The organism is Streptomyces sp. NPDC000983, assembly GCF_040299205.1.
In the GTDB taxonomy this organism is placed as follows: domain Bacteria; phylum Actinomycetota; class Actinomycetes; order Streptomycetales; family Streptomycetaceae; genus Streptomyces.
Window position 1 is genome coordinate 22,622 of sequence record NZ_JBEPBM010000034.1, and the last position, 14,037, is coordinate 36,658.

General features: G+C 73.7%; 14 protein-coding genes and 1 pseudogene. 11 read left to right on the plus strand and 4 right to left on the minus strand.

Features of this window, described 5'->3' with window-relative positions:
- Positions 1-44: 44 nt before the first annotated feature.
- Together ABT296_RS29825 and ABT296_RS29830 are read left to right on the plus strand one after the other, a co-directional pair.
- A pseudogene (locus ABT296_RS29825) lies at positions 45-1,316 on the plus strand (alpha-L-fucosidase); the annotation flags it as partial.
- A gap of 171 nt (positions 1,317-1,487) precedes the next feature.
- Entirely contained in the window at positions 1,488-2,372 is an 885-nt protein-coding gene (locus tag ABT296_RS29830) for a sulfotransferase family protein (RefSeq protein ID WP_351931779.1), read from the plus strand.
- A gap of 123 nt (positions 2,373-2,495) precedes the next feature.
- On the opposite strand, the gene ABT296_RS29835 is transcribed toward ABT296_RS29830, so the two are convergent.
- Entirely contained in the window at positions 2,496-3,719 is a 1,224-nt protein-coding gene (locus ABT296_RS29835) for an ATP-grasp domain-containing protein (protein WP_351931780.1), read from the minus strand.
- Between the two features lie 302 nt (positions 3,720-4,021).
- Here ABT296_RS29835 and ABT296_RS29840 point away from each other — a divergent pair, with 302 nt between their 5' ends.
- Both ABT296_RS29840 and ABT296_RS29845 read left to right on the plus strand, forming a co-directional pair.
- The gene (locus tag ABT296_RS29840) at positions 4,022-4,882 is read left to right on the plus strand and encodes a metallophosphoesterase family protein (protein WP_351931781.1); all 861 of its coding nucleotides are present in this window, start codon (positions 4,022-4,024) and stop codon (positions 4,880-4,882) included.
- Complete coding sequence (locus tag ABT296_RS29845; protein WP_351931782.1) at positions 4,879-5,559, plus strand: 4'-phosphopantetheinyl transferase family protein; 681 nt, start codon at positions 4,879-4,881, stop codon at positions 5,557-5,559. Before ABT296_RS29840 ends, ABT296_RS29845 begins: the two co-directional genes overlap by 4 nt.
- Before the next feature lie 44 nt (positions 5,560-5,603).
- On the opposite strand, the gene ABT296_RS29850 is transcribed toward ABT296_RS29845, so the two are convergent.
- From ABT296_RS29850 to ABT296_RS29860, 3 genes are all read right to left on the minus strand, one after another.
- Positions 5,604-5,840, minus strand: a complete 237-nt coding sequence (locus ABT296_RS29850) for a hypothetical protein (RefSeq protein ID WP_351931783.1) — start codon at positions 5,838-5,840, stop codon at positions 5,604-5,606.
- Positions 5,841-5,985: 145 nt separating this feature from the next.
- On the minus strand, positions 5,986-6,516 hold the full coding sequence (locus tag ABT296_RS29855) for a toxin-antitoxin system, toxin component (protein ID WP_351931825.1): 531 nt from the start codon (positions 6,514-6,516) through the stop codon (positions 5,986-5,988).
- A 32-nt stretch (positions 6,517-6,548) separates the two neighbouring features.
- Positions 6,549-7,199: a helix-turn-helix domain-containing protein gene (locus tag ABT296_RS29860; protein WP_351931784.1), complete on the minus strand. Its 651-nt coding sequence runs from the start codon at positions 7,197-7,199 to the stop codon at positions 6,549-6,551.
- 223 nt (positions 7,200-7,422) lie between these two features.
- Between ABT296_RS29860 and ABT296_RS29865 the strand changes: the two genes are divergently transcribed.
- The 7 genes from ABT296_RS29865 to ABT296_RS29895 all read left to right on the plus strand — a co-directional run bounded on the left by ABT296_RS29865 (position 7,423) and on the right by ABT296_RS29895 (position 13,837).
- Positions 7,423-8,094: an MmyB family transcriptional regulator gene (locus tag ABT296_RS29865; RefSeq protein WP_351931785.1), complete on the plus strand. Its 672-nt coding sequence runs from the start codon at positions 7,423-7,425 to the stop codon at positions 8,092-8,094.
- A gap of 170 nt (positions 8,095-8,264) precedes the next feature.
- Entirely contained in the window at positions 8,265-9,422 is a 1,158-nt protein-coding gene (locus ABT296_RS29870; protein ID WP_351931786.1) for an NAD(P)/FAD-dependent oxidoreductase, read from the plus strand.
- The gene (locus ABT296_RS29875) at positions 9,419-9,721 is read left to right on the plus strand and encodes a (2Fe-2S)-binding protein (protein WP_351931787.1); all 303 of its coding nucleotides are present in this window, start codon (positions 9,419-9,421) and stop codon (positions 9,719-9,721) included. The genes ABT296_RS29870 and ABT296_RS29875 overlap by 4 nt, the downstream gene beginning before the upstream one ends.
- Entirely contained in the window at positions 9,714-11,108 is a 1,395-nt protein-coding gene (locus tag ABT296_RS29880; RefSeq protein WP_351931788.1) for an FAD-dependent oxidoreductase, read from the plus strand. The genes ABT296_RS29875 and ABT296_RS29880 overlap by 8 nt, the downstream gene beginning before the upstream one ends.
- A gap of 70 nt (positions 11,109-11,178) precedes the next feature.
- A complete protein-coding gene (locus ABT296_RS29885) occupies positions 11,179-12,078 on the plus strand; it encodes a dihydrodipicolinate synthase family protein (protein WP_351931789.1) in 900 nt (299 codons plus the stop codon).
- Between the two features lie 2 nt (positions 12,079-12,080).
- A complete protein-coding gene (locus tag ABT296_RS29890; protein ID WP_351931790.1) occupies positions 12,081-13,082 on the plus strand; it encodes a proline racemase family protein in 1,002 nt (333 codons plus the stop codon).
- A 77-nt stretch (positions 13,083-13,159) separates the two neighbouring features.
- Positions 13,160-13,837, plus strand: coding sequence for a GntR family transcriptional regulator (locus ABT296_RS29895; protein WP_351931791.1), 678 nt, complete (start codon positions 13,160-13,162; stop codon positions 13,835-13,837).
- The last annotated feature ends 200 nt before the right edge of the window (positions 13,838-14,037 follow it).

Genomic DNA, 14,037 nt, shown 5'->3' on the forward strand with positions numbered 1-14,037 from the left:
AACGGCCCGCGCCGCGGGGGCGGCGGCGTACCCGGGTCCGACCCCGCGTCCGGCGAGGAGATGCCGTGCCGATACAGCCCTGGTTCACCGACGCCAAACTGGGGATCTTCGTCCACTGGGGGATCTACGCCGTCGACGGAGTGGCGGAGTCCTGGTCCTTCTACGACGGCCGCGTCCCCCGCGACCAGTACCTGTCCCAGCTCGGCCGCTTCACCGCCGACCGCTACGACCCGCGGGCCTGGGCCGGGCTGTTCGCCCGCGCCGGCGCCCGCTACGCCGTCCTCACCAGCCGCCACCACGACGGCGTCGCCCTGTGGGACTCGGCGCACGGAGACCTGGGCGTCGGCCGCGACCTGCTCGCCGGATACGCCGACGCGCTGCGCGAACAGGGCCTGAAGGTCGGCTTCTACTACTCGCACTCCGACTGGAACCACCCCGACTACACCTCCGTCCGCCGCCCCGGCCCGCTGCCGGACTGGCAGGACAACCGCTACGCGCAGGCCCCCGCCGACGCCCAGGACCCCGCCGCCTGGGAGCGCTACCTCGCCTACCGGGACGGTCAGATAAGGGAGTTGACCTCCCGCTACCGGCCCGACCTGCTCTGGTTCGACGGGGAGTGGGAACGCGACGAGGAGCAGTGGCGGATCACCGAGCTGGCCGCGCTGATCCGCTCCGAGGTCCCGGACGTCGTCCTCAACGCCCGCATGCTCGGCGAGGGCGACTACGCGACCCCCGAGCAGGGTGTGCCGGTGGTGCCGCCGGACGGCCCCTGGGAACTCTGCCTGACGGTCAACGACTCCTGGGGCTACCAGCCCCACGACCACAACCACAAGTCGCTCGCCCAGCTGATCCGCTACTTCACCGAGACGATCGGCGCAGGCGGCAACCTCCTGCTGGACGTCGGCCCGCGCGCCGACGGCACCGTTCCAGCCGCCCAGGCCGAACGGCTGGAGGGCCTCGGCGCCTGGATCGCCCGGCACTCCGACGCCGTGCACGGCACCGGACGAGGGCTGCCCGCAGGACACCACTACGGGCCGAGCACCCTCTCCGCGGACCGGCGCACCCTCTACCTGACCCTGTTCGACGCCCCGCGCGCCGAGATCGGGGTCCGCGGACTGCTCGGCGGGGTGCGCCGGGTCACGGTCCTCGGCGCCGGCCGGGAACTGCCCCACCGGATCGTCGGCGGACTGCACGAGACCCCCGGCGTGCTGTGGATCGACCCGCCCCCCGCGGCCGACCTCGACGCCTGCGCGACCGTCCTCGCGGTCGAACTGGACAGGGAACTGGAGCTGTACCGGGGGGCCGGACGCTCCTGATGGGGAGGGGTTGTCCGCGAAACTTCCAGGAAGTTTTAAGGAAGCGGCAAAACGCCAGGCCACGGCCGGAATCAGGCCCTCCGCGGCGTTCGCGCTTCGCCTGGCCGACACCCGCAGTTCGCCTTCTGCCTCTGGGATGCGCGCACAACGGCGCAAGAGAGAGGTGTCACGGTGCGAGACTCGCGCACATCGGTGATCGGCAAGGGGCTCCGGCGGCGGGGCAGGCTGATGATCCAGGCGGTGAGCCCGCCGCGCCGCACCCTGGACGGAGTCCCCGCGCCCAGGGCCGCGGCCGAACCCGCCAAGCCCGTCTACGTCGCCCCGCGCGCCCCGCGCCTGGTGGAGTCACCGGTGTTCGTCCTGTCCTCGGTGCGATCCGGCTCGACGCTGCTGCGGGTGCTGCTGAACAGCCACAGCCGGATCCGCGCCCCGCACGAGATGCATCTGCGCACGGTCCACGTCCAGTTGAGCCGGGGCTTCACCCCGGACGCGATGAAGGCGCTGGAACTGGACCGGACCGAGCTGGAACACCTGCTGTGGGACCGGGTGATGCACCTGGAGCTGACCCGCAGCGGCAAGGACGTCCTCGTCGACAAGACACCGCCGAACACCCTCATCTGGCCCCGGCTGCACCGATGTTGGCCCGACGCCCGGTACATCCTGCTGCTGCGCCACCCGGGCGCGATCATCGCCTCCCTCACCGAGCGCCGCAAGGACCCCGACCACGCGGAGATCCTGGCGGAGGTGCTGAACTACTCGGAGAGGCTGGAGGAGGCCCGCCGCACGCTCGACGCCCATGTGGTGACCTACGAGGAACTCACGGCGGAACCGGAGCGGGCCACCCGTGCGCTGTGCGGATACCTCGGCGTCGACTGGGAGCCCGGCATGCTCGACTACGGCACCAAGGACCACGGCACCTTCCGCCCGCAGCTCGGCGACTGGAGCAGCACCATCAAGTCGGGCCGCATCCAGCCGGCCCGCACGGCCGACGCCACCGCCGAACTCCCCCCGCGCCTGCGGGAGATCGCGACGGCGTGGGGATATCAGTCCCCCTGACCTGACCTGACCTGACCGGTGACGGCGAAAGCCCCGCACCCCTCACGCCCGAAGCCGGACGCGAGAGACGTGAGTGACGGGCGGGACCTGCTGGAAGCGAACCGCGGTTCGCCCCCGGCACCGCTACAGCGGCAGTGCCTGACCCGCCCGGGTCCCGACCGGACCGACAGGACCGATCGGACCGGCAGGACCGACCGCACTGACGGGACCGACGGAACCAACCGTCTCCGAGCCGTCGGCGGTCTCGACCGCCTCGGCCGGGGCCGGACCCGCCACCACGGGCAGCGCCTGCTGAAGCTCCTCCGCCCGCTGCTGGGGCAGCGACACCCCACGCAGCGGGCGCGGACCGGAGACCACCGTGTAGTCCTGCCCGAGGAACGGCGGCGCGACGTCGCCCGGGTCCTCGCCGAGCGCCAGCTGCACGGCCGCCCAGGGAGCGTTGATCCCGCACAGCGACAGCTGGTGCAGCCCGCCCGCCGGACGCGTGTTGACGTCCATCAGCACGGGCCGGTCCCCGAACATCCGGAACTGGATGTTGGACAGGTAGTGCAGCCCGAACCCCTCGGCGACGGCCCGCGCCGGCTCCAGCCACTGCTCGTGCAGCGTGAACCCGCGCCGGCGGCCGTTCTTGGTGCGGCCCACGGCCATCCGGAGCCGGTTGTCGGGTCCGGTGAGGCAGTCCACGGACACCTCCGGCTGCTCCAGCCGCGGCATCACCAGCCAGTCCACCTGCTCCTCGGAGTCGGCCAGCGCCTCCAGCACCAGGTCCAGCGGGACGTAGGGGCTCGGGAAACCGCTCAGGTGCATGAGGGAGAAGGGGGTGCGGGTGATCACGCGGAAGCCCACCCCGCCCGCCCCGGACGCCGGCTTGAAGCAGGCCCGGTGCCCGGCGGCCTCCAACTCCTCCACCGCGGCCACCAGTTCCTCGGCGCCGCGCACCCGCCACCACGGCGGCACCGGCACCCCGATCGCCTGGACGGCCTCGTAGGCGATCACCTTGTCGTGGAAGACGGCCACGGCCTCCGGCGGCGGCGCCAGCAGCGCCGTACCGACCGCCGCGAAGTCCGCCCGGTGCGCCACCACCGCGGCCTGGTGCAGCCGCGGCACGAACACGTCGATCCCGCGCCGGGCGCACTGGTCGAGCGCGTACTCCACGTACCCGGCCGGGGAGAGGCCCTCCGGCTCCAGCTCCGCGGTGTCGGCGGCGGCCAGCACCGGGGAGTCCGCGTCGCCGTGCGTGGCATGGATCTCGACGGCCCGATCGCTCGGATTTCGACGCAGCTGATCCATGAAGAACACGTTCTCCGCGTACGTGCGGTTGAGCCAGACGCGTACGCGAGAGACCATGCAGGCCGCCTTTCACGGTTCACGGGCACGGCGAAGCAGGCCGTGCCCGGCCAGGGAGGTTGGAGGTACACCAAACCGCCCCGTGCGAAGGGAATTTCATGGCGGTGGTGTTGGGGCGATCATACGGCTTGGCACAGGCCCCGCGTGCAACGTGCGTGTTACGGATTCCCCGACCGGGCCCGGCGTGATCAAGGGACACCGTAGTCGCGCCCCGACACGGGCGGCGCGGGCGGGAACCCGCCTTGTACCCGAACCGCTTATGTGTTCTGGTGGTGCTTTCTACGCGCGGAGGGGGACGAGAGGTGGCGTCGACGGTCGGCGGTGCCGGACAGCTGCTGGCCATCAGTGACCTGCACATCGGCTACGAAGAGAACCGCTCCTTAGTCGAGAAGATGCGGCCGGAGAGCGACGACGACTGGCTGCTGGTGGCCGGCGACGTCGCGGAGACCGTGGCCGACATCCGCTGGGCCCTGCAGACGCTCGCCGGACGCTTCAGCAAGGTGATCTGGGTGCCGGGCAACCACGAGCTGTGGACCCACCCCAGGGACACGGTGACCCTGCGCGGCGTGGCCCGCTACGAGTACCTGGTCGCCCTGTGCCGGGAACTCGGTGTGACCACGCCCGAGGACCCCTACCCGGTCTGGGACGGCGCCGGCGGCCCCGTCGCCGTGGCCCCGCTCTTCCTGCTCTACGACTACTCCCTCCTCCCGCAGGGCTGCGCGACCAAGGAGGAGGGCCTGCGGTACGCGCACGGCACCGGCATCGTCTGCAACGACGAGTACCTGCTGCACCCCGACCCCTACCCCACCCGCGAGGCGTGGTGCCGGGTCCGGGTCGCCGAGACCGAGCGCCGCCTCGCCGCGCTCCCCGCCGACCTGCCCACCGTCCTGGTCAACCACTACCCGCTCGACCGGCACCCGATGGAGATCCTCTGGCATCCGGAGTTCGCCATGTGGTGCGGCACCGGGCTGACGGCGGACTGGCACCGCCGGTTCCGGGTACAGACCATGGTCTACGGCCATCTGCACATCCCGCGGACCACCTGGCACGACGGCGTCCGGTTCGAGGAGGTGTCGGTCGGCTACCCGCGTGAGTGGCGCAAGCGCCCGGAGCCGCCGGGACGGCTGCGCCGCATCCTGCCCAGGGAGGTCGGGGCCCCTTGATCGAGGAACTGCTGCCGGCGGCGGTGGTGACCGTGGAGGCGTACGGCGACGAGGACGCCGAAGGCACGGTCCTGTACCCCGAGGAGGCGGCGGTCGTCGCGCGGGCGGTGGACAAGCGCCGGCGTGAGTTCGCCGCCGTCCGCGGCTGTGCCCGCCGTGCCATGGAGAAGCTCGGGGTGCCGCCGCAGCCGCTGGTGCCCGGCGACCGGGGCGCCCCGCGCTGGCCGGACGGGCTGACCGGCAGCATGACCCACTGCGACGGCTACCGCGCGGCCGCCCTGGTCCGTGCCGGCGACCTCGCCTCCCTCGGCATCGACGCCGAACCCGACGAACCGCTGCCGGACGGGGTGCTGGCCGCCGTGGCGCTGCCCGGCGAGGCTCTCAGGGTGGGCCGGCTGACCCGCGAACGGCCCGGGATCCGCTGGGACCGGCTGCTGTTCAGCGCCAAGGAGTCCGTCTACAAGGCGTGGTTCCCCCTCACCGGCCGGTGGCTGGACTTCACCGAGGCCGACATCGAACTCCTCGCCGAACCCGGCGGACCGCCCCACGGCCGTCTCACCGCGACGCTCCTCGTCCCCGGCCCCCTGGTCGGGGGCCGCCGCGTCGCCGCCTTCGAGGGCCGCTGGACCGTCGGACACGGTTTCCTCGCCACGGCGGTCGCGGTACCGCACGGCTGAGCCGACGAACGACTGAGTCGGCGCACGGCTCGCGGCCGGCGCGGTCAGGGCTGCGGGCACCAGCTGTGCAGCAGCCGGAAGAACTCCTCCTCGTTGCCCGTCAGCCCGGCCTCCGCCAGGGCGCGCTCCGCCTCGGCGAGCACCCCGGGCGGCACCACGGGTGGTCGCCCCCCGCCCGGCGGGCCCCCGGCGGCGTCGAAGGCCGCCCGCACGGTGTGCAGCAGCCGCAGATACGCCTGCACGGCGACGCGTTCGCGGTCGGTCAGTACGGCGGTGGGCATCGGTCGGCTCTCCCCGAAGTCGGCGTCGTCTCCCGCCCCGCGGAACAGGGCGCCCCACCAGCTTGCCGCCCAGCACTGACAACCGGGGTCGGAGCACCCCGCGGTTCGCCCGCTCAGCGCAGCTCGGGGGGCGTACGGGCGCGACTCAGCCCTGCGGTCCGCGGTACCCCAGCGACGCCTCGATCCGACCGGCCAGATGGTCCTTCTGGACCGGGCCGCGCAGCGAGGAACCCGCGAGCCAGGTCCGGCACTTGCTGGCCAGCAGCAGCCCGAAGCTCTCCGCCTCCTGCTCGTCGCTCAGGTCGAAGCGGCTGCGCGCCGCCACCTGCCGTACCGTCGCCTCCAGCTGGGCGTCGTCCTGGAGCAGCCGGGCCGCGACCGCGGCGCCGTCCACGTGGTGCCCGCGGTGCCCGGCCTTCATGTGCCACAGCTCGTGCCCGAGGATCACCAACTGGTGGTCGGGGGCGGTGCGTTCCTCGATGACGACGAGGTCCTGGTCGGCCATGTCGAGCCACAGGCCGCTCGCCGTGCCGGGCGGGAAGGCGGCCATGCGGAAGCGGACCGGGCGGCCGCGGCGCCTGGCCATGGCCGCGCACAGCGCGCCGTACAGGTCCGCCGGGTGTGCCGGAGCGGGGAGTTCCAGCTCACCGACCAGCTCGCCGCACAGGCGGTGCATGTCCCTACGGATGCCCACAGATCTCCCCCGGGTCACGACTCGGGCCGCTTGACGCTCTCCAGGAGCATGTCCAGCCATTCGGCGACCTTGTCGCGGTGCTGGTCGGTGGGCAGTTGCGCGGCCCGCCAGGCGATCCCGCGCACGCCGTGGTCCTGCAGCAGCCGCTCCAGCGGGTCCTCGGAGGTGACCGCCGACTCCCGCTCGGCGAGTTGCTGGAGGAGTTCCTGTTCGGTGCGCTGGAGGGCGCCCGCCAGCGCCTCGGGGTCCTCGGCGGTCAGGAAGCCCGCGTGGACCCGGAAGAAGCGCTGGATGGCGTCGCAGTGCTCCATGGTGGGGCGCCGGTCGCCGTTGATCAGGGCGCCCGCCTGCTGCCGGGACATCCCGGCGCCGTCGGCGATCTCCTGCTGGGTGTACTTGCGGCCGTTGGGCTTGAGCCGGGTGCGGCGCAGCAGGTCCAGGCGTTGCAGGAAGCGGGCCTGGACGTCGGGTTCGCCCGCGGGGCGGCCGCACAGCAGCGCCTTGACCACGGGTTCGGGGACGCCGGAGGCGAAGGACAGCCGGACGGTGTGGAAGACCTCGGTGTGCGGGACGCCCAGCCGGTCGGCGAGCGCGGTCACGCGGGCGACGACGGCCGGCAGTGCTGCCGTCCCCGTGGCGCCCGGACCCTCGAAGCCAACCGTCACCGACAGAACTCCTGAATCTCTTCACCGTTTCTCACCGGCGGTCGCGGTGAACTTCCCGGAGAGTAGCGGGTGGTTCGAACTCACATCCAGGTCTCGCCACAACTGTGGCCAATTTCAGCCGTCAACCGGCATGAAATGCCACGATAGTTGACACGGCTCGCGTCGGGGCAGCAGGATCAGGGCGCCGCGTCAAGGCCGCACAGGCAAGAGGGGTGACCTCCCGATGGCATATCAGGCAGGAGGGCAGCGATCGGCACCGCGGCCCGTCCCCGAGAATCCCGAGGCCCAGGCCTACCTCCAGGACTACGCCAGTCTCCTGGACGCCGTCTCCTTCCCCTCCGTCGTCCTCGACCGGCGCTGGGACGTCGTCCTCGCCAACACCGCTTTCGCGTCACTTTTCCGCGGTGTGGGCCCGCATCCCACGGCCATGCCGGGTGACAACTTCCTCCGGTTCGTGCTGTTCCACCCCGACGCCGGCACCGTGCTCGGCGACCACGAGTCCAGCTGGTGCCTGCCGATGCTGGCGAACTTCGCGGCCGCGGTGGAGCGCCACGGCCACGACCAGGCCCTGCAGTCCATCCGCCGGGACATCGCCCAGGACCCGATCATGGAGGCGGCCTACCGGCACGGCCTGCCGCACTGGATCCGCACCGTCGGCGAACGGGCCCTCGCCCCCGACGGCGCCGTACGGCCGCTGCTGCATCCGGACCCGCGCTGGGGCGCGACCGAGTGCCGGATCGTCGACGAGACCCCCGGCGTGCTGCGGGACATGGGGTGCACCCGGCTCACTCTGGTCCTGCGTGACGCGCGTCGAACGGCACACCCCGGGCGCCGTGCGGGGCGTCCGCGGCGCACGGCGGCCCACCTGAGCGTGGTGCCCGCCTCCGAGGCCTGACGGGCACCGTCGGCGTTCAGGTCGCCGACGGCGCCTTGTCAGTCCCCGCCCGTCCCGGCCCGCCGGGTCAACTCCCGCCTCCGGGACGACTCCTGTCCTCCGCGCGCCACGATCGGTCTCACCCGCGCGGTGGCATTCCCAGCGAAAGAGCCATGTGACATAGTACTGCCGTGACCAAGGGACTGACCTGCGATGTCGTGGTCGTCGGAGCCGGAATGGTGGGCGCCGCCTGCGCCCTGTACGCCGCCCGGGCCGGCCTCGACGTCACCGTGGTCGACCGCGGACCGGTGGCCGGCGGCACCACCGGCGCCGGGGAGGGCAACCTCCTGGTCTCCGACAAGGAGCCGGGCCCCGAACTGGACCTCGCGCTGCTCTCGGGCCGGCTGTGGACCGAACTCGCCGCGGAGTACGGCGAGTCGATCGAGTACGAGGCCAAGGGCGGGGTCGTCGTGGCCTCTTCCGCCGAGAGCCTCACCGCGCTTCGGCACCTCGCCGACGGCCAGCGCGCCGCGGGAGTGGTCGCCGAACCCGTCGGCCCCGAGGACCTGTACACGCTCGAACCCCGGCTCGCCCCGGGCCTGCCCGGCGCCGTGCGTTACCCGCAGGACAGCCAGGTCATGCCCGCCCTGGCCGCCGCCCACCTGATCCGCGCCTCGGGCGCCCGCCTGCTCACCGGCCGGACCGTCACCGCCGTGCTGCGCACCCCCGGCGGCGCGGTGCGCGGAGTCCGCACCGGCCACGGCGAGATCCACGCCCCGGCCGTCGTCAACGCCGCCGGGACCTGGGGCGGCGAGCTGGCCGCCCTCGCCGGCGCCCGGCTGCCCGTCCTGCCGCGCCGGGGCTTCGTCCTGGTCACCGAACCCCTCCCGCGCCTGATCCACCACAAGGTGTACGCCGCCGACTACGTGGCCGACGTCGCCAGCGACTCGGCCGCCCTGCAGACCTCACCGGTCGTGGAGGGCACCGCCGCGGGACCGGTGCTGATCGGCGCGAGCCGGGAACGCGTCGGCTTCGACCGGTCCTTCTCGCTCCCCGTCGTACGGGCCCTGGCGGCCGGCGCCACCCGCCTCTTCCCCTTCCTGGCCGACGTCCGCGCCCTGCGCTCCTACGTCGGCTTCCGCCCCTACCTCCCCGACCACCTCCCCGCCGTCGGCCCCGACCCCCGGGTCCCGGGCCTGCACCACGCCTGCGGCCACGAGGGCGCCGGCATCGGCCTCGCCACCGGCACCGGACACCTCATCGCCCAGGCCCTCACCGGCGCCCCGCCCGACCTGAGCCTGTCCCCGTTCCGCCCCGACCGCTTCCCGGCACCGGAGGAGGCCCCGTGAGAACACCCCTGGACCTGGCCGGAGCCCGACCGGGCCCCGCCTTCACCGTCACCCTCGACGGCCGGGAGATCGAGGCGCTGCCGGGACAGACGGTGGCCGCCGCGCTCTGGGCGGCCGGCGTCACCTCCTGGCGCGCCACCCGCGGCACGGGCCGCCCCCGGGGCGTCTTCTGCGGCATCGGGGTCTGCTTCGACTGCCTCGTCACCGTCAACGGCCGCCCCAACCAGCGCGCCTGTCTCCTCCCCGTGCACCCCGGAGACACGATCGGCACCCAGGAGGGGACGGGCCACGATGACTGAACACCCCCGGCTCGCCGTGATCGGCGCGGGCCCCGCGGGCCTCGCCGCCACCCTCGCGGCCGCCGCCCGCGGGGTACGGGTCACCCTGATCGACGCGGCCCCCGGGGCGGGCGGGCAGTTCTACCGCCGGCCCGCCCCGGAACTGCGCGCCGCCCGACCGCAGGCCCTGCACCACCAGTGGCACACCTGGGAACGCCTCCGAGACGGCCTGCACGCCCATGAAACAGCCCGAACCGTAAGGCATTTGACGGACCATCACGTCTGGCTCGTCGACCGTCACCGCGCCGGGTTCACCGTGCACGCGCTGCGCGGCCCCGAACAGCGCGACCCCGTCGAGGTGCGCGCCGACGCGGTCCTCCTGGCCACCGGCGGCTACGAGAAGGTGCTGCCCTTCCCCGGCTGGACCCTGCCCGGCGTGGTCACCGCGGGCGGCGCCCAGGCCATGCTCAAGGGCGGCCTCGCGGTGTCCGGCCGCACCGCGGTCGTCGCCGGCACCGGACCGCTGCTGCTGCCGGTGGCGACCGGGCTCGCCGCCGCCGGGGTCGACGTCGCGGCGCTCGTGGAGTCCTCCGACCCGACGGCCCTGCTGCGCCGCTCCCGGACCCTGGCCGCCGAACCCGGCAAGGCCCTCGAAGGCGCCGGGTACGCGGCCCGGCTGCTGCGGCACCGGGTGCCCGTCCTGGCCCGGCACAGCGTCGTCGAGGCGCACGGCACCGGGCGGCTCACGGCCGTGACGGTCGCCGCCCTGGACCGCGCCGGACGCGTCAGGCCCGCCACCGTTCGCCGTATCGTCTGCGACACCCTCGCCGTCGGCCACGGCATGCTCCCGCACACCGACCTCGCCGAGACCCTCGGCTGCCGGCTCGACGGCCCCGCCGTCCACGTCGACGACGAGCAGCGCACCGACGTGCCCCTGGTCTGGGCCGCGGGGGAGACCACCGGAATCGGCGGCGCCGCCCTCTCCCTCGCCGAGGGGCACATCGCGGGCCGCTCCGCCGCCGCCCGGCTGCACGGCACCGCACCCGACCCCGCCGGCTGGGCACCGGCCGCCCGCACCCGGACCCGGCTGCGGGCCTTCTTCGCCGCGCTCGACACCGTCTGCGCGCCGCCCGCCCACTGGGCCGAGCAGGTCACCGACGACACCGTGGTCTGCCGCTGCGAGGAGGTCACCGCCGGTGCGGTCCGCACGGCCGTCACCGAACTCGGGGCCGGCGACCGGCGGACCGTGAAACTCCTGACCCGGGCCGGCATGGGCTGGTGCCAGGGACGGATGTGCGCACCCGGGGTCGAGGGACTCGCCGGCTGCCCGCCCACACCGTCCCGGCGGCCACTGGCCCGCCCCGTCCCGCTCGGCGTGCTCGCCCGGGCCGGGGAGGACGACGACTGACCCCGAAACGACGGACCACGGACCACCCGCACCCATCAGTGACATGTCACACTCCACACAGGGAGCCCGTATGACCGGCACCGACCACCGTCCCTGGCACGGCGTCCTCGTCGCCACCGCCCTCCCGCTCGACGACGACCTCGCCGTCGACCACGCCCGCTACGCCGAACACTGCGCCTGGCTCGTCGAGAACGGCTGCGACGGCGTCGTCCCCAACGGCTCCCTCGGCGAGTACCAGGTCCTCACCCCCGAGGAGCGCGCCAAGGTCGTCGAGACCGCCGTGGCCGCCGTCGGCGGCGACCGGGTGATGCCCGGCGTCGCCGCCTACGGCTCCGCCGAGGCCCGGCGCTGGGCCGAGCAGGCACGCGACGCCGGCTGCGCCTCCGTGATGCTGCTGCCGCCCAACGCCTACCGCGCGGACGAGCGTTCGGTGCGCGCCCACTACGCGGAGGTCGCGAAGGCGGGCCTGCCGGTCGTGGCGTACAACAACCCCATCGACACCAAGGTCGACCTGGTGCCCGAACTCCTCGCCGAACTCCACGCCGAGGGACACGTCCAGGCGGTCAAGGAGTTCTCCGGCGACGTCCGCCGCGCCTACCGGATCGCCGAACTGGCGCCGGAACTCGACCTGTTGATCGGCGCCGACGACGTCCTGCTGGAGCTGGCGCTGGCCGGCGCCAAGGGCTGGGTGGCCGGCTTCCCCAACGCGCTGCCGCAGGAGACCGTGCGGCTCTACCGGGCGGCCGTCGCCGGTGACCTCGCCGTCGCCAAGGAGCTGTACGCGCGCCTGCATCCGCTGCTGCGCTGGGACTCCCAGGTCGAGTTCGTGCAGGCGATCAAGTCGTCCATGGACGTCGTGGGCCGGTACGGCGGCCCGGTGCGCCCGCCCCGGGTCCCGCTGGCGCCCGCGCAGGAGGCGGCCGTCCGCGCCGCCACGCGGCAGGCCCTCGCGGCCGGAACGGGCCGGTGACCGTGCGCAGCAGAATCGTCCTGCACGCCGTCGACTCGCACACCGAGGGCATGCCCACCCGGGTCGTCACCGGTGGCGTCGGCACGGTCCCCGGCGCCACCATGAACGAGCGGCGGCTGTACTTCCGCGAGCACCGCGACGACATCAAGCGGCTGCTGATGAACGAACCGCGCGGCCACTCGGCGATGAGCGGCGCCATCCTCCAGCCGTCCACCCGCCCCGACTGCGACTGGGGCGTCCTCTACATCGAGGTCTCCGGCTATCTGCCCATGTGCGGACACGGCACGATCGGCGTCGCGACCGTACTGGTGGAGACCGGCATGGTCGACGTCGTCGAGCCGGTCACCACGATCCGCCTCGACACCCCGGCGGGCCCGGTCGTCGCCGAGGTCGCCGTCGAGGACGGCGCCGCGAAGTCGGTCACTCTCAGGAACGTGCCCTCCTTCGCCGTCGCCCTGGACCGGCGGATCACCCTGGCCGACGGGCGCACGGTCACCTACGACCTGGCCTACGGCGGCAACTTCTACGCCGTCCTCCCGCTGGAGGAGTTCGGGCTGCCCTACGACCGGGCCCACAAGGAGGAGATCCTGGCGGCCGGCCTCGCCCTGATGGAGGCGATCAACGCCGAGGAGGAACCGGTGCACCCCGAGGACCCGTCCATCCGGGGCTGCCACCACGTCCACCTGTACGCGCCGGGCGCCACCGCACGGCACTCCCGGCACGCGATGGTCATCCACCCCGGCTGGTTCGACCGCTCGCCCTGCGGCACCGGCACCAGCGCCCGCATGGCCCAGCTGCACGCCCGCGGCGAACTCCCCCTGCACACCGAGTTCGTCAACGAGTCGTTCATCGGCACCCGGTTCACCGGCCGGCTGCTCGGCACCACCGAGGTCGCCGGGCTGCCCGCGGTCCTGCCCAGCTTCACCGGCCGCGCCTGGATCACCGGCACCGCCCAGTACCTGCTCGACCCGGACGACCCGTTCCCGGCGGGGTTCGTCCTGTGAGTGCGCGTCGAGCCGGGCTCCGGGGCGGCGATAATGGCCGGTGACGCGTGACATTGCATTCCCTAGGAGACCATCCCATGGACCCCCGGCCCGCCGGCGCCCCCTCCCTGCCCACGCTCGGCGGAAAGAAGCGCAGCTACCGCGAGGGCGTCGCCGACGCCCTGCGGGCCGCGCTGATCGCCGGTGAACTCCTCCCGGGAGAGGTGTACTCGGCGCCCACCCTGGCCGCCCGGTTCGGCGTCTCGGCGACCCCGGTGCGCGAGGCCATGCTCGACCTGTCCAAGGAGGGCCTGGTCGACACCGTGCCCAACAAGGGCTTCCGGGTCACCCAGGTCTCCGAGAGGCAACTGGACGAATACACGCACATCCGCGCGCTCGTCGAGATCCCCACGGTGGTCGCCCTGGCCGGGACCGCCGACCCGGTCTCCCTGGAGGCGCTGCGCCCCGCCGCCCGCGAGATCGTGCGGGCCGCCGAGGCCGGCGACCTCATCGCCTACGTCGAGGCCGACACCCGCTTCCACCTCGGCCTGCTGGCCCTCGCCGGCAACGCCCACCTCGTGGCGGTCGTCGGCGACCTGCGCGGCCGCTCCCGCCTCTACGGGCTCGACGCGCTGGTGAAGGCGGGCCGGCTGACGGCCTCCGCCGAGGAGCACCTGGAACTCCTCGACGCACTCCTCGCACGCGACGAGGACGCCGTGCGCGAGGTCATGACCCGGCACCTCGGCCACGTCCGGGGGCTGTGGGCGGCGAAGTAGCCGCAGCACGCGAAGTCCCCTGGCGCCGTGCGCGGTTCGGCGCGGCGCCGTCCGTGCACCGGCCGGCCCGCGCGCCTTCGTCGCCCTCCGCGGTGACCGGCGTCCCGGCGACCTCGGGGGTGCCGGGGTACCCGCCGTGCGGATACGTCCCGAGGGACATGCACCCGTGGTGCCCGCACCCCCCGTATCCCCGACCTTCA

What these genes read in the sequence shown, in the direction of transcription:
- ABT296_RS29885 (WP_351931789.1), top strand. Translation starts at nt 11,179, where the DNA reads ATGACCGGCACCGACCACCGTCCCTGGCACGGCGTCCTCGTCGCCACC.
- ABT296_RS29850 (WP_351931783.1), bottom strand. Translation starts at nt 5,840, where the DNA reads ATGCCCACCGCCGTACTGACCGACCGCGAACGCGTCGCCGTGCAGGCG.
- ABT296_RS29895 (WP_351931791.1), top strand. Translation starts at nt 13,160, where the DNA reads ATGGACCCCCGGCCCGCCGGCGCCCCCTCCCTGCCCACGCTCGGCGGA.
- ABT296_RS29835 (WP_351931780.1), bottom strand. Translation starts at nt 3,719, where the DNA reads ATGGTCTCTCGCGTACGCGTCTGGCTCAACCGCACGTACGCGGAGAAC.
- ABT296_RS29880 (WP_351931788.1), top strand. Translation starts at nt 9,714, where the DNA reads ATGACTGAACACCCCCGGCTCGCCGTGATCGGCGCGGGCCCCGCGGGC.
- ABT296_RS29865 (WP_351931785.1), top strand. Translation starts at nt 7,423, where the DNA reads ATGGCATATCAGGCAGGAGGGCAGCGATCGGCACCGCGGCCCGTCCCC.
- ABT296_RS29855 (WP_351931825.1), bottom strand. Translation starts at nt 6,516, where the DNA reads ATGCACCGCCTGTGCGGCGAGCTGGTCGGTGAGCTGGAACTCCCCGCT.